Origin of the sequence: uncultured Porphyromonas sp. (assembly GCF_900541275.1) — a bacterium.
Lineage (GTDB): Bacteria > Bacteroidota > Bacteroidia > Bacteroidales > Porphyromonadaceae > Porphyromonas_A.
On record NZ_UQJH01000003.1, the window covers coordinates 62,343 to 81,491 of the forward strand.

General features: G+C 56.5%; 16 protein-coding genes. 10 read left to right on the forward strand and 6 right to left on the reverse strand.

The features are described 5' to 3' along the window. Positions 1-189: 189 nt before the first annotated feature. The 9 genes from QZR17_RS03205 to QZR17_RS03245 all read left to right on the forward strand — a co-directional run bounded on the left by QZR17_RS03205 (position 190) and on the right by QZR17_RS03245 (position 13,353). Positions 190-1,875: a S41 family peptidase gene (locus QZR17_RS03205; protein ID WP_297127590.1), complete on the forward strand. Its 1,686-nt coding sequence runs from the start codon at positions 190-192 to the stop codon at positions 1,873-1,875. Then, complete coding sequence (locus QZR17_RS03210) at positions 1,862-2,212, forward strand: translation initiation factor (RefSeq protein ID WP_297127592.1); 351 nt, start codon at positions 1,862-1,864, stop codon at positions 2,210-2,212. The genes QZR17_RS03205 and QZR17_RS03210 overlap by 14 nt, the downstream gene beginning before the upstream one ends. Beyond that, entirely contained in the window at positions 2,212-5,526 is a 3,315-nt protein-coding gene (locus tag QZR17_RS03215; RefSeq protein ID WP_297127594.1) for a UvrD-helicase domain-containing protein, read from the forward strand. Before QZR17_RS03210 ends, QZR17_RS03215 begins: the two co-directional genes overlap by 1 nt. Beyond that, positions 5,523-6,557, forward strand: coding sequence for a 23S rRNA (adenine(2503)-C(2))-methyltransferase RlmN (gene rlmN, locus QZR17_RS03220; protein WP_297127703.1), 1,035 nt, complete (start codon positions 5,523-5,525; stop codon positions 6,555-6,557). The genes QZR17_RS03215 and rlmN overlap by 4 nt, the downstream gene beginning before the upstream one ends. A gap of 6 nt (positions 6,558-6,563) precedes the next feature. Then, positions 6,564-7,940 carry an MATE family efflux transporter gene (locus QZR17_RS03225; protein WP_297127596.1) on the forward strand — a complete coding sequence of 459 codons (1,377 nt, stop codon included), beginning with the start codon at positions 6,564-6,566 and terminating at the stop codon, positions 7,938-7,940. A gap of 79 nt (positions 7,941-8,019) precedes the next feature. Beyond that, positions 8,020-10,173: a DPP IV N-terminal domain-containing protein gene (locus QZR17_RS03230; RefSeq protein WP_297127599.1), complete on the forward strand. Its 2,154-nt coding sequence runs from the start codon at positions 8,020-8,022 to the stop codon at positions 10,171-10,173. A 20-nt stretch (positions 10,174-10,193) separates the two neighbouring features. Next, positions 10,194-11,483, forward strand: coding sequence for a phosphoribosylamine--glycine ligase (purD, locus tag QZR17_RS03235; protein ID WP_297127601.1), 1,290 nt, complete (start codon positions 10,194-10,196; stop codon positions 11,481-11,483). A gap of 23 nt (positions 11,484-11,506) precedes the next feature. Continuing rightward, entirely contained in the window at positions 11,507-12,394 is an 888-nt protein-coding gene (locus QZR17_RS03240; RefSeq protein ID WP_297127603.1) for a hypothetical protein, read from the forward strand. Continuing rightward, the gene (locus QZR17_RS03245; RefSeq protein WP_297127605.1) at positions 12,391-13,353 is read left to right on the forward strand and encodes a glycosyltransferase; all 963 of its coding nucleotides are present in this window, start codon (positions 12,391-12,393) and stop codon (positions 13,351-13,353) included. Before QZR17_RS03240 ends, QZR17_RS03245 begins: the two co-directional genes overlap by 4 nt. Here QZR17_RS03245 and lpxB read toward each other — a convergent pair. The 6 genes from lpxB to QZR17_RS03275 all read right to left on the reverse strand — a co-directional run bounded on the left by lpxB (position 13,345) and on the right by QZR17_RS03275 (position 18,380). After that, positions 13,345-14,475: a lipid-A-disaccharide synthase gene (gene lpxB, locus QZR17_RS03250; RefSeq protein WP_297127607.1), complete on the reverse strand. Its 1,131-nt coding sequence runs from the start codon at positions 14,473-14,475 to the stop codon at positions 13,345-13,347. The genes QZR17_RS03245 and lpxB overlap by 9 nt on opposite strands. Positions 14,476-14,481: 6 nt before the next feature. After that, positions 14,482-15,252, reverse strand: coding sequence for a 5'/3'-nucleotidase SurE (gene surE, locus QZR17_RS03255; RefSeq protein ID WP_296165401.1), 771 nt, complete (start codon positions 15,250-15,252; stop codon positions 14,482-14,484). Beyond that, the gene (locus QZR17_RS03260; RefSeq protein ID WP_297127609.1) at positions 15,252-15,800 is read right to left on the reverse strand and encodes an FKBP-type peptidyl-prolyl cis-trans isomerase; all 549 of its coding nucleotides are present in this window, start codon (positions 15,798-15,800) and stop codon (positions 15,252-15,254) included. The genes surE and QZR17_RS03260 overlap by 1 nt, the downstream gene beginning before the upstream one ends. Before the next feature lie 15 nt (positions 15,801-15,815). Continuing rightward, positions 15,816-17,360, reverse strand: coding sequence for a glycine--tRNA ligase (locus QZR17_RS03265; protein WP_297127611.1), 1,545 nt, complete (start codon positions 17,358-17,360; stop codon positions 15,816-15,818). Positions 17,361-17,454: 94 nt separating this feature from the next. Then, positions 17,455-18,033 (reverse strand): 7-carboxy-7-deazaguanine synthase QueE, encoded by a 579-nt coding sequence (locus tag QZR17_RS03270; RefSeq protein WP_297127613.1) that lies wholly within the window; start codon positions 18,031-18,033, stop codon positions 17,455-17,457. After that, positions 18,030-18,380: a 6-carboxytetrahydropterin synthase gene (locus QZR17_RS03275; RefSeq protein ID WP_296158906.1), complete on the reverse strand. Its 351-nt coding sequence runs from the start codon at positions 18,378-18,380 to the stop codon at positions 18,030-18,032. Before QZR17_RS03275 ends, QZR17_RS03270 begins: the two co-directional genes overlap by 4 nt. Positions 18,381-18,984: 604 nt before the next feature. On the opposite strand from QZR17_RS03275, the gene rd reads away from it, so the two are divergent. After that, positions 18,985-19,149 carry a rubredoxin gene (gene rd / locus QZR17_RS03280; RefSeq protein WP_018106636.1) on the forward strand — a complete coding sequence of 55 codons (165 nt, stop codon included), beginning with the start codon at positions 18,985-18,987 and terminating at the stop codon, positions 19,147-19,149.

Genomic DNA, 19,149 nt, shown 5'->3' on the forward strand with positions numbered 1-19,149 from the left:
CCTCGCAATAGGCTGACAATCAGACTCAGGATATGTGGTACTTCTAATACCGATATTAGTGAACTCTAATACCGATATTAGAGGATTCTTTTACCGGTATTAGGCGTGCTTTTGTTTGGGAAGGTGGGGGAAAAAGTGGAACTTTGTATCTATCCTATATGACTATGACACCAAGTCGTGTTACCTCAGATGAATAAAATATTATCCCTACTTACTGCAGGCTTGCTCTCCGGGCTTTGCCTCTCAGCTGTCGCCCAGAGCGACAAGACCCCTACAGATCCTCAGCTCGCCACCTCCAGAGCGATCGACATATTTAGGAGCGTTCTCAGTAATGTCTCGACACTCTATGTGGACACCTTCGATATGGAGAAGGTGACCGCTCAGGGACTGAATATGACGCTCTCGCAGCTGGACCCCTACACCAACTTTTTCCCCGAGTCAGACCGGGCGGACTTCGCCTTCATGACCACAGGGGAGTATGGCGGTATCGGTGCCTACATCCTGCAGGTGGACTCGGTGGTCTACGTGCGGGAGCCTATGCCGGGCTCTCCGGCAGCCAAGGCAGGTCTCCGGAGCGGAGACGCCTTCCTCGAGATCGATGGGAAGAGCGTGGTGCCCGGCACCGCCTCTATGATCAGTGATAAGCTGAAGGGTCCGGTAGGGACCGATGTGAAGGTGAGCATCCTACCTGTCGGTGCGACGAAGCCAGTAGAGAAGACTCTCTCTCGCGCCAATGTGGTGGTGGACCAGGTGGTCTACAGTGCCATCTATGGCGATCGCATCGGATATATCCGGCTCAGCTCCTTTACCGACAAGAGTGCGGCTGACGTGCGGCGCGCCTACGAGCGACTGAGCAGCTCGGGCAAGCTCAAGGGGCTGGTACTGGATCTCAGGGGAAATACCGGTGGCGTGCTGGACGGAGCGATAGATATCGTGGGGATGTTTGTCCCCAAGGGGACTAAGGTCATGGAGACTAAGGGGAGGCTACCGCAGTCCGGTCAGGAGTACCGCACGACCACAGACCCGGTAAGCCTTGACCTCCCCCTGACGGTGCTGATCAACGGCTCCTCTGCCTCTTCGAGTGAGATCGTCGCTGGGTCATTACAGGACCTGGACAGAGCGGTCCTGATAGGGAGTAAGAGCTTCGGGAAGGGTCTCGTGCAGTCGACACGCCCCACCCCATACAATGGCATCCTCAAGGTGACAGTAGCGCGATACTACATCCCGAGTGGGAGGTGCATCCAGCAGCTGGACTACAGCCACCGAAATCCCGACGGCTCGGTGGCTGCCGTACCGGATAGCCTCACCAAGACCTTCCGCACCGCTGCCGGTCGGATCGTGCGGGACGGGGGAGGCATCCGCCCGGATATCAAGATCGAGGACGAGATACTGACTGAGCCGATCCTCTCTATGTCACGTAAGGGGGCGCTCTTCAGGTATGCCGGACACTTAGTCTCCGGCCGTCCGACGCCCTCGAGCTACCGCGACATCGTGATCAGCGATGCTGAGTATGAGGCACTGATAGACACCCTCGAGGCGGGGAACTTCCGGTATGGTGAGATGAGTGCCAAGGCCCTTGATCAGCTGAGAGAGCTGGCCGACTACGAGGGCTATGCCGAGGGGAGTAAGACAGAGTTTGACGCCTTGCGGGCTAAGCTCACCCCCTCGCTCCGCAGAGACATTGCCCCACACAAGCAGCTGGTACTGGACCTACTGAGGGGGGAGATGGCGATGCATTTCTTTGGATCCCAAGGGTACTATGCGGTGATGATGGAGACGGATCCATCACTGAAGGAAGCAGTGCGAGTCCTCGGGGATCGCAAGAGCTATCGAGACCTACTGACCCCTAAGGACCGGAGCGATGGCAAGAAGTAAGGGCGAGGGCGGTCTGGTCTACTCGACCGGCAAGGATACCATGGCCTCACTCCTCGAGGGGATCACCCTCGGCAATGAGGAGGAGACGCTCGGCCCCGGTGAGCAGCGGCTCCACGTCCATATGGAGCGGAAGGGACGCAAGGGGAAGACGGTGACACTGATCACCGGGTTTGTCGGGCGATCATCCGACCTGGAGGAGCTGAGCAAGGAGCTAAAGGCAAAGTGTGGCATCGGGGGGAGTGTCAAGGAGGGAGAGGTGATCCTCCAGGGAGAGGTGGTCGAGAGAGTATCCTCTCTCCTGAGAGAGATGGGATATAAGCAGACGACAGGTAAGTAATGATTAGGAAGACACTCACAGTCTACTCTGCCTCGGCAGGAAGTGGCAAGACGTACAGCTTGGTCAAGGAATTTCTGCTGCTCCTTTTTCTTAATCACTACGCTCCACACTCAGAGCTCTCGGGGAGCCGTGAAGTAACCGAAGCGACGGGTGATCCGTACTTCGGTTTCCAGGGTGTCTTGGGTGTCACCTTTACGAAGAAAGCGACCCTGGAGCTCAAGCAGAGGATCCTCCGAGAGCTGATCCGCCTGAGCGAGGTGAAGCCGGGCACGGCGATCACCGGCATCTCTAAGGATGTCATCAAGGAGCTGAGCGGACTGGTCGGCAAGACAGTGAAGGAGCTGAGTGATGACCTGCCTCGCCTCAGCAAGCACGCTGTAAAGCAGATCCTCGAGGACTACAGCCACTTCAATGTCCGGACCATCGACTCCTTCTTCCAAGAGGTATTGCGGGGTCTGCGCCGCGAGATCACCGGTCAGAGTTTCTCCGGGTCGTACCAGATCGAGCTGAACGTTGAGGAGGCGATCAACCTTGCCATTGATAACCTAAAGCTCGAGATGGATGCTAATACCTACAGCAACATCTCAAGCGTGGTCAGGAGACTCCAGACCGACTCTATCGGCGCGGACGAACGGGTCGACCCCTTTAAGGAAATCGCTGACATCGCTAAGCACCTCATCAATGGCAATGAGTGGGAGGAGATCAAGTCCGACCTCCTAAGCGAGAAAGCGCAACAGTGCGTAAGTCAAAACCAGCAATACCTCAAGGGAGTAGTCGACGAGTACGAGAGCAAGCTGAGACCGATAACTACCATAGCGAGGAAAATAAGTGAGTACAATCCCTACCGATGGGGGAGCAAGATCAAGACTATCTCGACGATAGACAATATTGCTGATGCCATACTGCTGGAGGGACTCACTAAGGAAGAGATCTCGAAGTGGAAGCTTACGGATAATGACAAAGAGTATGAGGGGGTCATCTACCCTCTGAGGGACCAGGTAGCAAATCTGCTCCCTGCGAGCGGTGCCAAGGAGTATGTGAACGCCCGACTGCTACTGGACTACTTGGACTATATACCCATACTGGCAGAGATTGCCAAGTCGATCGAGGAGTATGAGCATCAGAATCACCTGCTCCTTATCCCCAGGGTAAATCAGCTCCTTGATCAGATCATAGACGGAGACGACACCCCCTTTGTCTACGACCGTGTGGGCGTACGACTGCACCACTACGTGATCGACGAGTTTCAGGACACGGCCAAGCTGCAGTGGTCCAACTTCCACCCGCTCATCAAAGAAGCTCGAAGCAGTGGACACGAGAACTTCGTCGTCGGTGATGCCAAGCAGAGCATCTATGCCTTCCGCGGAACAGACAGTAGCAACTTCATCAAACTGGTGGATGGGATCAAAAAAGGATCTGGCAAAACCGATCGGGTTATCAATCTGCCTACCAACTGGCGGAGCGACGAGAGGATCATCACCTTTAATAACGAATTCTTTGCAGACATCTATAATTATAAAGGCTACTACACAGAGGACTACGATACCGAACTGACCAGGCTCCACAAGATGGTATACGAGAGGGACAATGTGAAGCAAGAAGTCCCCGATCAGAAGAGAGGCACCGGCTCCGGGTACATCGAGATCTCCGTCCTACCGGATAATAAGAATAATGAGAGCATACCCGATGTAAAGACTTACCTCCACGACCACCTTGTGGATCTCTTCGACCGCGGATATAAGCCGGGGGACATCGCGATCCTCTCACGAAAAAACAATCAGTGCGAAAAAGTCGCCACGTGGCTTACCGAGTGGACTGCTAAGGAGGAAGATCGGGCAGGTCAGTATGCCTTTGTAAGCAAGAGCGCTCTCAGCCTGACGAGCTCTATCGTAGTCCGTCTCCTCAGGACTCTGATCAGGGCACTCTCAGTCGCCTCTCCTCAGAGCGAGAAGCTACTGAGACTGATGATCCAGTCCTATGTACAGAGTAGTAACCCTGAGAGCGATACGAATAGTGCAGAGCAGCTCTACGATAGGCTTATGAAGCTCTCCACAGCCGGTCTGTCGGTCTATGAGTTCCTCCTCAGAGCCATTGATCTCCTCGGAGAGCTACCTGTCGAGGAAAAGCTCTACGTCAATTCCTTCATCGACTTGGCATACACCTACAGCAGGCGGAGTCCGGATCTGTCGATCCGGCAGTTTGACGACTGGCTGGAGCAATACATTGACAAGGCTAAGGTCGATATGGGCAGCGGCGAGCTGGATCGCATCAATGTCCTGACGATACACCAGTCAAAGGGACTCGAGTTCCCCGTCGTCATACTCCCATTTGCCGACTGGGACATCTACTCACCCAATAAAGGAAAGAGGGATCTCCGCCTGATCCGGATCCCTGATAAAGACTATCCTGATCTATCCTCAGATGATGTAAAGCCGGGCATCTACCTGATCAATATGGAGGATGGCAAACGAGGACTGGCGAGCAGTCTATCGCCTATCTATGAGGCAGAGAGAGAGGCACTCTATATGGAGCAACTTAATCTCCTGTATGTCGCCTTCACGAGGGCAAAGAGCGAACTCTATGTCTTCACTAAGCCAAAGTCTAAAACAGGCACGACAACCAGGATAAATAATATCATCCTGGATCGCATGGAAAAATTAGAAGAAGGCCTCAAGGGTGATCTTATCAAAAAGGAGGAGCAGGGCATATCGGTGTGGCGAAGCAACGTAGAGGAGAAGCCAAAGCGACAGGAGAAGAGGTCGAACTCGACGAGCTGTGGTCAGGTAACCCTCGACAGTCTCGTCAGCATCGTCGACCTGAAAGACCTCCAGGTACGGGATAAGTATGCGGATGAGAAGACTGACTTCGGCATACTGATGCACAGTCTCCTCTCATCAGTGTATACTGCTGATGACTTTGCCCCCCTGCTCCAGAATCTTCTCAACACCGGCAGGATCAGCGAGGAGGAGCACGACAATCTCCTCGCCAACTTCACCACAGCAATGATGGATTCCACCTACGCCCGATGGTTTCCACCCTACGGGGAGGTCATCATCCGCACGGAGTCGACCCTCTATGACCAAGGCTACGGCAGGGAGCATCGACCGGATCGTGTAGTGCTCAGGAGAGATGGTGACGGGCAGCTCCACGGTGTGGTCATAGACTACAAGCTGGGCGACCCGAGCCCTATACCTGAGGCCTATCGCCGACAGGTCCAGCACTACGTCGACCAGCTCCATAGCAGTGGCGTGGACGAGGTGACGGGATATTTGTGGTACCTTCGCAGTCCTGATGGAATAATCAAGGTGTGCTGATGAGTAAAAGAACATTACTGGGACTGACTTTAGACGAGCTTACCGCCCTTGTGCAGGAGGTCGGGGAGCCAAAGTATAGGGCAAAGCAGCTCGCCGAGTGGCTCTACGTCAAGAGAGCCACCACCCTCGACGAGATGACCAATCTCCCAAAGGCTCTCCGCACGAAGCTGGAGGCCTGCTGCACCATCGGTCGCAGCCCGGTCGCTCTCACGCAGGTGTCCCGGGATGGGACGGAGAAGTACCTCTTCCGCAAGCAGGATCGTCCGGAGCAGACCTTCGAGACCGTCTATATCCCTGAGGAGGACGGTCGTGCGACACTCTGTATCTCCTCACAGGTGGGCTGTCGGATGGGATGTCGCTTCTGCGCCACGGGGCAGATGGGATTTCACGGGCATCTCACTGCAGCAGATGTGATCAATCAAGTACTCAGCGCTCCTCACTTCGACTCCCTCACCAACGTCGTCTTCATGGGCATGGGCGAGCCACTGGACAACTACAAGGTGGTCGCCTCCGTGCTGGAGATCATGACCGCAGAGTACGGACTTGCCTGGAGCCCTAAGAGGATCACCGTCAGCACGGTGGGTCCTCGAGTAGGGCTGACGCGCTTCCTCGAGGAGGAGAGAGCCAATCTTGCTGTTAGTCTGCACAGCCCCTTCCCCGAGGAGCGAGCTGAGATCATGCCGGTGGAGGGGCTCTTTCCCATAGAGGAGGTAATCGAGACCTTGGGCAAGTACGACTTCTCCGGTCAGCGGAGACTCTCCTTTGAGTACATCGTCTTCGGTGAGCTCAATGACGACCTCCGCCACGCCAAGGCACTGGTGGAGCTGATCCGTCCACTCAGGTCTCGGGTCAATCTTATCCCCTACCACCCGATCGAGGGACTACCCTATCACTCGTCCAGAAGGGAGGTCATCGAGCAATTTGCCGACTATCTCAATGATCACGGTGTCATCGCTACGATACGTCGCTCGCGCGGTCAGGACATCGACGCCGCGTGCGGCATGCTCTCCACACTTAAGCCACTCTCGTAGTCACCGATGAGAGAGGCAAGGGACCTTACCGGGGGACCGATCGGTAAGCAGATCGTTTCGCTGGCGCTGCCGATACTGGGGAGCTCATTTACCCTGATGCTCTACAGCTTCGTCGATATGGCGTGGCTGGGACGGCTGAGTAGCCAGACGGTCGCTGCCTCCGGCGCGGCATCCATCTTTACCTGGTTGGTCAATTGCTTTACGCTCATCACTAAGGTAGGTGCTGAGGTGACGGTAGCTAATGGCATTGGGCGAAAGGACGAGCGGGCAGCAGCGGACTATGCGGCTCACAATATCACACTGGCACTCTACTTCGGTCTCGTCACCTCGCTCACCTTTTTACTCCTCACAGACACCTTCATCGGCTTCTATGGGCTCGAGGCACCGGTGGACCGATATGCGACCAACTACCTGCGGCTCTGTGCGCTGGGATTCCCCTTCATCTTTCTCAGCAATGCATTCATCGGGATATACAACGCCTCCGGACTCTCCAAGATCCCCTTTGTAGTCAATGTGATCGGGCTGGGGCTCAATATGATCCTTGATCCGATATTCATCTTTGTCCTCGGTCTCGGCATACGGGGTGCCGCTCTCGCCACGGTGCTCTCACAGGCGATCCTGATGTCGCTCTTCCTCATCCAGATGAAGTATCGAGATCGGCTGCTGGGAGGCTTCCGAATGATCCGGAAGTTGTCTGCCCAGACGACCCGGACCATACTTAAGCTGGGGGTACCGGCTGCGCTGATGAATGCGTTCCTGGCGGTGATCAACCTTATCCTTGGCCGCTTTGCCTCCGCAGCGGGGGGCGCCACCGGCGTGATGACCCTGACGATCGGGGGACAGCTGGAGGGGATCACGTGGAATGCCGGTCAGGGATTCTCCACGTCTCTCTCCAGCTTTGTGTCGCAAAACTATGGCGCTGCGAAGTACGGACGGATCCGCGAGGGGCTGCGATTTACCCTCTGGCTCTGCCTATTCTTCGGGATCGTGGGGACGCTGATCAATTACTTCGGCGGGTCGTGGCTATTCTCCCTTATCATCCCCAATGATCCTCACGGTATCGCCGCCGGGGCGGAGTACCTCCGGATCGATGCATGGGCCCAAGCCTTTATGATGGTCGAGGTCTGTTTCCAGGGCTTCTTCTACGGTATGCGACGCCCACTACCCCCATCAGCGATTAGTATCGGGTGCAACTTCCTCCGTATCCCCATGGCTCTCGTACTGCTCAGCCTGATCGGTGGGATCTCCTGTCTCTGGTGGACGATCTGCATCACCTGCATCCTCAAGGGGACTCTTGCGGGTGGCTATTACCTACTGAAGGGACGCGCCAAGATCTACCCGCCCACCGATGCGCCTATGGAGCAGATACACGAGGGAGCATAATTCGGACTTCTTTTGGTACATTTACACTGAGCTAACGATTGTCTTGTACATTTAATATAAGAGTATAGATAGAGATAAAATGAGCACCAAGACTTACCTTTTTCTTCTCTCCCTGATCGCCGGTTGCCTCCTGCTACAGGCACAGACCGTCGAGCCACTGACGCTGGATGATGTCACCCCCGGGGGGCGGACCTACTGGAGCCACCAACCCTCTACACCGACGATCTGCGGGATCATCGGCGATGGCGTGGTCACCTATGACGAGAAGGGGCTCAAGCTGGTGGACAAGGCCGGCCGCGAGACCGATCTCCTGACGCTGCAAGAGTGGTCTCAGATCGACGACACCCCGGTCAAGGCACTTCCCTGGCTGACGGTGTACGGAAAAGGTGAGTACTTGTCTCGCACCTCGGAGAGGGGCATCGACTTCATCGACCTGAAGTCTAAATCCATCGCCAAGCACTATGCGTACGACACGAAGCGGTGGCAGCATCTACACGTGGCTCCGGGAGCCTCCTACATCGTCCTCTCAGACGGCGAGACGATGGCTCTACTAAAGAGCGGTGCGACAGAGCCCCGAGAGCTGGTGAGCGACTCTTCGCACGATATTGTCTACGGGATGCCGGCTGCGCGAAACGAGTTTGGAACCGAGTCGGGTATCTTCTTCTCCCCGAGCGGCAGGTACTTCGCCTTTTACCGCATCGACCAGTCGGAGGTGACGGACTACCCGATCGTCCGGATCCATCGTCCAATAGCAGAGAGTGACCCGCTGAAGTACCCGATGGCAGGACAAGGCTCTCAGCATACGACCGTAGGCATCTACGACACAGCAGATGGCTCCATCCGCTACCTCGCCACCGGTGAGCCCAGAGACAGGTACTTCACCAACCTCTCCTGGGCACCGGATGAGAAGAGCCTCTACATCGATGAGGTGAAGCGCTCGCAGGACGAGTGCAACCTGGTGGAGTACAGCGTGGAGAGCGGTCACCCCGTGCGGACCGTGCTGACAGAGCGCAACGAGAGGTACATCGAGCCACTGGAGCCCATTGCCTTCACCAGTGACGGCAAGGCGTTCGTCCGATCCACCCGTATCGATGGCTACCGCCACCTTTACCTCTATCGCACGAAGGACGGCAAGCTGATCCGTCAGCTCACCAAGGGCGAGTGGGAGGTCAAGTCGCTCTACGGGATCTCACAGGACGATCGCTACGCCTACTTCATCGGCAATGAGGGCTACCCGATGGGTCAGGCGCTCTACCGGGTGGCGCTTGCGAGTGGCAGGGTGACCTCCGTCACTCCTGGGCGTGGGTGGCACTCCTGCAGCCTGTCTGCTGACTTTACGACAGCTTATGACCTCTTCAGCTCCAAGGACAGCCCGGCGGAGGTTCGGGTCATCGACTTAGGGAAAAAAGCCATCCGCTCTCATCTGCTCAAGAAGTGCGAGGTGCCCTCCGACCTCTCCCATCGACCCGAGGTACGTCTCGGGACAATCAAGTCTGCCGATGGGGTGACCGATCTGTACTACAAGATGACCCTGCCCGCCACCCTCGAGGAGGGGAAGAAGTACCCGACTATCGTCTATGTCTACGGAGGTCCTCATGCACAGCTGGTGACGGATAGCTGGCGGAGCCTTCGCTACAATTGGGACAACTATATGGCTGAGCAGGGCTACATCGTCTTCACCGTGGACGGACGGGGATCCAACAATCGAGGAATGGCCTTTGAGAGCATCATCCACCGCAGGCTGGGCAAGGCGGAGATGGAGGACCAGATGGAGGGGGTAAAGTTTCTCGCCTCCCTGCCTTACGTTGACACCGAACGACTTGGCGTCTACGGCTGGAGCTTCGGTGGCTTCATGACCACCAATCTGATGCTGACCCACGGGGATACCTTCAAGGTCGGTGTCGCCGGCGGTCCGGTGATCGACTGGGCATTCTACGAGATCATGTACGGCGAGCGGTATATGGACACACCGCAGGAGAATCCGGAGGGCTACGCTGCAGCGCGTCTCTCTGACCGAGCCAAGGATCTGCGAGGGAGATTGCTCCTCATCCACGGTGGTGTCGATCCTGTGGTGGTGTGGCAAAACTCTCAGACCTTCCTCAACGCTTGCATCGCCGCCCGCACCTACCCGGACTATATGATCTATCCCGATCACGAGCACAATGTCCTGGGTCCGGATCGGGTCCATCTCAATACCGTCATCAGTCGCTACTTCGACGACTTCCTCAAGTAATCTCAATTTCTGTAAGTGATATGAAAGCATTAGTACTCGGCTCCGGAGGACGTGAGCAAGCCATCGCATGGAAAGTAGCCAAGAGTCCACTGGTCAGCGAGGTGATCATCGCACCGGGCAATGCCGGAGCTTTCCCCAAGACAAGGAATGCCGACATCGACATCAATGATGCAGATGCCGTTGCAGACTTTCTGACCAAAGAGTCTGTCGAACTGCTTGTCGTCGGTCCGGAGCAGCCCTTAGTGAGCGGGCTGGTGGACCGACTACTGGCACGCCCCGAGCTAAGCTCCCTACACATCGTCGGCCCCACTCAGGAGGCGGCGCAGATGGAGGGAAGCAAGGACTTCGCCAAGGCATTTATGCAGAGGCACGGCATCCCGACAGCCAAGTACCGCTCCTTCACCGCCGGAGAGCGGGAGCAGGCGCTGGACTACCTCCGCAACGAAGAGAAGGCTCCCTACGTCCTTAAGGCGGACGGCCTCGCAGCCGGGAAGGGCGTGCTGATCTGCCAGACCCTCGAGGAGGCAGAGGAGGGACTGGACAGCATGCTCGGGGGAAAGTTTGGGCACTCAGCCGACACGATCCTCATAGAGACCTGCCTCACCGGCATCGAGTGCTCCGTCTTCGTCCTCACCGATGGCAAGAGCTACCGCATCCTGCCGACGGCAAAGGACTACAAGCGCATCGGAGAGGGAGATACGGGACTCAATACAGGAGGTATGGGTGCGGTATCACCGGTCCCCTTTATCGATGACGAATTTATGACCAAGGTGAAGGAGAGGATCATCGAGCCCACCATCCTCGGCCTTGCGGAGGACGAGATAGACTACCGAGGATTCCTCTACTTCGGCCTGATGAATCAGAATGGCGACCCCTACGTCATCGAGTACAATTGCCGTATGGGCGACCCCGAGACACAGGCGGTGATGCCGAGGATTGCGGGCGACCTGGTTCCCTCGCTGCTTGCCCTCCGGGATCAGAGCTTGGCCGACACCGAGGACCCCGGTGAGATCGAGGAGACAGCGCTCACGGTCGTGGCCGCCATGAAGGGCTATCCAGAGAGCTACCCCAAGGGCGCCCAGGTCATCATCTACGGTGATGACAGCGACAGCTCGATCGTCTTCCACTCCGGGACAACGGGCAGCGGACGAGACATCCGCACATGTGGCGGGCGAGTCTTTGCCGTCACCGCACTTGATAGAGGGATCATGCGGGCGAGGAAGAGAGCCTACGACCGGATGATGATGACCTGCTTTGACGACATGTACTACCGGCACGACATCGGCAAGGATCTCGTGGAGTACGAGTAAGGAGGGATCGGAGACTGAGCCTTATGGAGCAATACCTGACTAAGCTATCATCACTCGGAGAGCAAGTGCTCTCTGAGCCCATAGTAGCGCTTGTGCTCTCCGCAGCCCTACTATTCCTGCTCCACAGGCACAATATCCTCAGCTACGGATCACATATCCACGAGACGACATCGTGGATAATGATGGCGCTCCTGATGACGAGTCAGGTAGGCATAGCTACACGCTCACTCTCCCTCATGATGATCTCGACGATCATCCTGGTCTTCCTCAGTGAGTACATCATAACCTCGCTCGCCCAGCACAAGTCCCCATTCATCGGATTTAATATCGGACTTGGCATAGGACTTCTGTCTCTGATTGATCCGATATGGTTGCCGACACTCCTCATCTTTGGCTTTATGCTCAGGCAGATCGGTCTTGGGACCTGGCGTCACTACTCCGCTATGGTTCTTGGGGTACTTATGGTGCTCTGGGTGGGGATCCTCCTCCTTGCGCCCCCCACTCCCGAGGGTGTGCTGGGGTTTGTTGACCGCACCTATGGATCTCTTCTTCACCCGAGTCTCCCGAGCAGTACCGATGACTGGTTGCGAGTCACATCCCTCATGATGCTTCTCTCAGCCTCCACTATCGAGACTATGATCGTCCGCAGGCACGCCATTACCAGATACCGATGGGTCACCCATCTCCACCTCAGGCTGGGCTGGTTCCTCTTCGTCCTATACTGTATCTACTACTCGGCAGAGATGCCCTCGCCCGTCTTGTCTATCTTCTTCTGCACGTCGTGTGTGACCGCATTTCTCTGCACAAATACCCAACGCCTTGTATTTCTCACATCTGCGCTCGGATCTATAGCCGGCTTTACGCTATACGCATTCCTCCCCCCCCTTATTCTGACGACACGCATCCTATGATATCCTTCATCATCCCTGTCTACAACCGACCCGATGAGGTCAAAGAGCTACTCGAGAGCTTCCTCAGTCAGGAGAGCACGCCCCTCGACTACGAAGTGGTGGTCGTGGAGGACGGCTCAGACATCCCCTGCCGTGAGGTGTGCGAGAGCTATGCCGACAAGCTGCCGGTCCGATACCTCTATCAGTCTCCAAATACCGGGCCCTCCGGGGCCCGCAACTATGGAGCCAAAGTGGCACAGGGAGACATCTTCCTCTTCCTCGACTCCGACGTAGAGCTCCCGCCAAGCTACCTGAGCACACTGGCCCTCGACATAGAGCGGAGACCGGTAGACCTCTTCGGCGGACCGGATGCGGCGAAGGAGGACTACACCGTGACACAGCGTGCGATCAGCTATGCGATGACCTCATTCTTCACCACAGGAGGCATCCGAGGGGGGCGAAAGGACCAGCCGCTGGACAAGTTTTACCCCCGCACTTACAATATGGGCGTGACGCGCACAGCGTATGAGGCGGTCGGAGGCTTCCGTCAGGATCTCCGCTATGGGGAGGACATTGACTTCAGCCTGCGGGTGACAGAGGCGGGCTACCACTCTGCGCTGTACGACGACCTCTTTGTCTACCACAAGCGGCGGGACACGTACAAGAAATTCTTCGCCCAGATACGCCACAGCGGACGGGCTCGCGTGATGCTGGAACGTCTCCATCCCGGCAGCATGAAGCCGGTGCACTACCTCCCCTCACTCTTCGTGGTCTTATGCTTCATCGCCCTACTCTCCAGCCTATATGGCGGGCTTATGTTTCCACTCCTCTACGCCCTCTTGATCATCTTTGATGTATATGGTCGGGGCGACTCGCTCGAGCTGGCGGTCAATTGCGTGATAGCAGCCTTTGTCCAGCTCTTTGGCTACGGGTTTGGCTTTATTGAGGCAAAGATAGGGAGGGGGGAAGGCTCAGAGTAGAGCGACGATCTCTCGAGCCGCCAGCGTCGAGGCAGGGAGCTCCGTCTGGAGAGCCTCCGAGACGGCATCGTAAGCCTCCAGCATCGCTCTTCGCTCAGCTGTATCAGTGAGCAGGGGCGTGAGGTGGCTCCGTATCGCCTTGACCGAACACCTTGCCCCAAAGAGCTCCGCCACCACCTCACGGCGGGCGATCAGGTTGACGAGCGAGATGTAGGGGACCTTGAAGAAGTGGTCAAAGGCGAAATTCACTAATCGCCCGGCACGCGTCGCATAGCAGACCACCTGAGGCGCACCGAGAAGAGCCGTCTCGAGGGTCGCCGTGCCGGAGGTCACTAATGCTGCATCCGCCCCCGAGAGGATCTCGTAAGTCTCCCCATACCGCACCTCCACCCTCTGCAGGCTGTATCGCTCTATGATCTCGCTGTAGAGCGACCGGTCGATGGCGGAGACACCGGCCACCACCAGCCGGTACCGGTCGCCGAGAGACGCCACACTCTCCAGCATCAGGGGGAGATTGCGCCTCACCTCCGAGAGACGACTACCACAGAGGAGCGCAATGTAAGGTCGCTCCTCTATCGTCACGTCAGCGCTGCGGTGCGACCTGAAGTGCATCACCTCCTCATAGGTAGGATTGCCGACGTAGGAGACTCGCTCCACCCCCTTGGAGCGAAAGTAGGGTACCTCGAAGGGGAAGATACACTGGATCAAGTCGCAGTCACGCCTCAGCTGACGGACGCGAAACTCCTTCCACGCCCACACCTTGGGCGGGATAAAGTAGACGATCCGCGTCGTAGGCAGCTGCTTCCGCACAAAAGGCAGGATATACCGCATGCAGAAGGAGCCGTAGTCCACACAGATCACCACATCCGGGCGATAGTCAAGCAGGGACTGCCTCACCACATTCCGTCCTCGTCTGATCTCGGGGTAATGCCGTAGGACATCCACGATACCCATGTAGGCCATCTCCTCCGACCTGAGCACACACGTTCCACCCCTCTCCCTCATGGCGGCACCGCCCATATAGGCAAAGTCTGCCTGAGGGTCCTCAACTCTCAAGGCAGACATCAGATGTGCAGCGTGGAGGTCTCCACTCGCCTCACCCGCTATGAGGAAATACTTCATCCGGCGTCAGTCATCCTCCTCCCACGACTGCAGGTCGCGGACATACTGATAGGCAGTGACGTCAATCTTGCACGGCACCATCGTGGCGTAGCCTCGATCCAAGGTCGCCACGTCCCAGCCCTTCTCGGCCGGCTCATTGAGTACCAGGTCACCACTCAGCCAGAAGACATCCTTCCCCTGAGGGTTACGCTGCTTGATGAATTCGTTGTGATACCTCCCGTCCGCCTGACTGCAGACCCTCAGCCCTCTGACGCGAGGGATATTGGGCACATTGACATTAAGGTAGACCCCACGAGGCAGCCCCTCCTTGAGGATCCGCCGACAGATGGCGCGCGCATAGCGACAGCAGGCGAGGTAGTCGCTCTCCTGCTTGCCATGGATGAGCGAGATGGCGAGGGAGGGAATGTCAAAGATACAGCCCTCGATCGCAGCGCCAAGGGTGCCGGAGTAATTCACCGCAATGCCCTTATTGTCCCCGTGATTGATCCCCGCGATGACGATATCCGGCATCTCCGTCACGATGACATTGAGTGCCAGCTTGACGCAGTCGGCAGGCGTGCCGGTGCAGCTATAGACCGTCAGACCAGGCTCCGAGCGGACGAGGCTGTAGGTGATAGGATTGCGGGTGGTGATGGCACTCGAGGAGCCACTCCTCGGCTCATCAGGGGCGACGACGATTACATCGCCCATATCTCGTAGCGAGAGGGAGAGCTCCGTCAGCCCCTTGGCAAAGACGCCGTCGTCATTGCTGACTAAGAAAAGTGGACGCTTGGCCATCAGAGCGTTGGGATAGAGAGAAGGGTCACCTCAAATATCAGGGTAGAGTATGCAGGGATAGACGAGCGAGAGGAGCCACCATAGGTATAGGCGCCGTAGCCCAGCTGCCAGGGGATCACCACCTCCCACGTCTCACCGACAGACATATGCTGGAGTGCCAGTTGCATCCCCCGAATGATGGACTCAGGTCGACCGTTACCCTCCTGGTGGTATATCCAGGACTTGACGATCTCATCGGTCTCAAGTACCTCACCGCTAATCAGCTTGATGGTATACTTATACTCCACCTGGCTATTCTGGAGCGGTCTCTGAGGCTTGGCTCCCTCCGGCAAGCCCTGGATCACCTTATAGTAAATGGCATAGGGCGACAGCTCGAAAGCAAGCTTCTTGTAGGAGGTATCAGCAGCGATATCCTCCACGTACTTCTCGTTCTTCACCCTATACTCCGACTTCGCCTCATCGGGAGCCGTCTGATCGCAGGCGGTGAGGAGACCGAGCGAGAGGCCGAGGGTAAGCGAGAGGAGGAGACCTTTTAGTATGGACTTCATATGCAAAAAAGGGGATCAGAGGTTCTTCAGGAGGGACTTCATACTGACCTTCTCATCGATCAGTGCGTGCAGCTCGCGGATCGGGACACGCTTCTGCTCCATCGTATCGCGGAAGCGAACCGTCACTGCCTCGTCCGAAGGTGTATCATTATCAATAGTCACGCAGTAGGGCGTGCCGATGGCATCGTGACGGCGGTAGCGCTTGCCGATGGAGTCCTTCTCATCGTAGACACAATTGAAGTCATAGCGCAGCTCCTTCATGACCGACTCAGCGATCTCGGGCAGACCGTCCTTAGCGACCAGCGGGAGCACAGCCACCTTGGTTGGCGCCAGTGCCGGTGGCAGCTTGAGCACCACTCTGGAGGAGCCATTCTCGAGCTCCTCCTCCACGTATGAGCCGCACATAATGCTGAGGAAGAGGCGATCCACACCTATGGAGGTCTCTACCACGTAGGGGACATAGCTATCACCCAGCTCCGGATCGTAGTACCGCAGCTTCTTGCCACTGTACTTCTCGTGCTGGCTGAGGTCAAAATTGGTCCGCGAGTGGACTCCCTCCACCTCGCTGAAGCCAAAGGGCATCTCAAACTCGATGTCCGTTGCAGCATTGGCGTAGTGCGCCAGCTTCTCGTGGTCATGGAAGCGGTACTTATCGTCCCCGAGACCGAGGTTCTTGTGCCACTTCATCCGCGCCGCCTTCCACTGCTCAAACCAGTCGATCTCCGTCCCGGGCTTCACGAAATACTGCATCTCCATCTGCTCAAACTCGCGCATACGGAAGATAAACTGCCGTGCCACGATCTCGTTGCGGAACGCTTTACCGATCTGTGCGATGCCGAAGGGGATCTTCATGCGACCCGTCTTCTGCACATTGAGGAAATTGACAAAGATCCCCTGCGCTGTCTCGGGTCTCAGATAGACCGTCATCGTGTCGTCGGAGGCGGAGCCCATCTGCGTGGAGAACATGAGGTTGAACTGCCGCACGTCGGTCCAATTGCGCGAGCCGCTCACCGGATCAGCGATCTCGCAGTCGAGGATCAGCTGATGAAGTCCCTCCAGATCACCACTCCCCGACACCTCGGCGTAGCGGTCGTAGACCCTCTTTCGCTCATCGAGTACGCGCTTCAGATTGACGCTCGTCTCTCGATACTGCGCCTCATCAAAGCTGTCTCCGAAGCGCTTACGCGCCTTGGCGATATCCTTCTCGATCTTCCCATCCAGCTTAGCGATATAGTCCTCCACAAGGACGTCGGCACGGTACCGCTTCTTGGAGTCCTTATTGTCGATCATCGGGTCATTGAAGGCCGCCAAGTGACCCGACGCCTCCCAGATCCTCGGGTGCATAAAGATGGAGGAGTCCAGCCCTGCGATATTGTCGTGCAGGTGCGTCATGCTCTCCCACCAGTATCGCTTGATGTTATTCTTCAGCTCGATGCCATTCTGACCATAGTCATAGACGGCACTGAGACCATCGTAGATCTCGGAGGAGGGGAAGACAAAGCCATACTCCTTGCAGTGACTGATGATTGTCTTGAAGAGCGTCTCGTTATTCTCAGACATATTGTATGGAAAATCAATTGTTTCGCTTACAGGGACGACCCCGGAGGTCATCTACGCAAAGGTAATCAAAATGTACGCACTATCCCTTAAAAAGTCAGCGGACACCGAGGAGCTTATGCTGCTGGAGAGAGAGGCACCACTGCGGATGGGCGAGCACATAGGCAACGGTCTCAGCGATGATCTCACGATTGCGCACCGGGTCGCCCACGTCGCAGGGCTGGAGGAGGTAGTGGTCGGCGTGGATGCCGTAGTCACTCACCTCATGCGCCCCGTCATAGATCACCTTGAGCTCATCGACTCGCGCGAGGACCACACGACCCTTTGTCCCCACGTAGGCGAGCTTAGGCGAGCAGGTGATCCAGTCCACCCCAGTGGGGAGCAGATGGGTGCCATTGGTCTCCACGGCGACACGCTTGCCGAGCGCCCGGAGTCCCTCTACAAGGGACTCCGTCAGCTGGAGAGATGGCTCTCCACCGGTGACGACAACGAGCGGGGCGGGGTATGAGCCTACCTCCGTGAGGATCTCAGCCTCAGTCATCTCGGTGCCGTGCCGGAAGTCTGTATCACAGAAGTCACAGGCTAAGTTGCAGCCCGAGAAGCGGAGGAAGACCGCCGGAGTACCGGCCTGCACGCCCTCTCCCTGCAGGGAGTAAAAGATCTCGCAGACCCTCATAGGCCGGCGTCATGCTCATCGATGGTATAGAGTGCGGTATTATTCTCCGACTCACACACCTTAGCCTTGTAGCAATTGGGGATCTGCTCCACACACCAGCGGGCAATATTCTCCGCCGTGGGGTTGAAGGGCAGGAGCTCATTGAAGTCCCCATGGTCGAGATAGGCGTGGATCCGTTCCTTGATGACATTGAAGTCCACCACCATACCCTCAGCATTGAGCTCCTCAGAGCGGCAATAGATCGTGATGATCCAGTTGTGCCCATGCACTCGGCTGCACTTGCTGGGATAGGGAAGCTCCAGATGGTGGCATCCGGCGACCTCAAGTCTCTTAGCGATATAGTACATAATATTGTATAGTGCCTTCTTATAAAAAGGGATTGAGTGGACCTGTGCTGATTGCCCCGATGACAAGGACCGATCAATGGGCGGTCGGGACGGGGAATACATATCGGGAGAGCGAACTCTCATACCTATCCGTGGTGGAGTCTCGATAAGCCCCCGACACAGTAGGGCGCAAAGATCCGTATCTTTCTTATTTCCTTATGCAAAGATACTGATTTTACACGCCCCCCCTCGCTTCGCCCCACCCTCCGAGCAGTGGTGACGCATATAAGGACCACCAAATAGCGACACTACTATGCCCGAGCGTGCACACGATTCCCCTGTCCCTTGTGGGATATCAGGTGGATTACACCGGGCTAGCAGCCTCGGCATCAGGCTCCATTCTTTTACCGATATTAGAGACGACTAATATCGGTATTAGTATTTTCTTTTACCGGTATTAGTGATCTCTAATACCGATATTAGATCAAGGGCCCGGGATTATGTGCTGCTCTGCTTGGCGATTCGTCATCACAGGGGCAGTGGCAATGTATCGGGAAAAGTGTATATTTGTCTTGGTCTAGTAGGACTACAACTAAACTTTAACGACAAATAGAAACAATTTATCATGAAGAAGTACGAGTGCACAGTCTGTGGCTGGGTCTATGATCCCGAGGTAGGTGATCCTGACGGTGGTATCGAGCCGGGAACAGCCTTTGAGGATATCCCGGAGGATTGGGTATGCCCCCTCTGCGGAGCCACTAAGGATGACTTTGAGCTGGTCGAGGAGTAA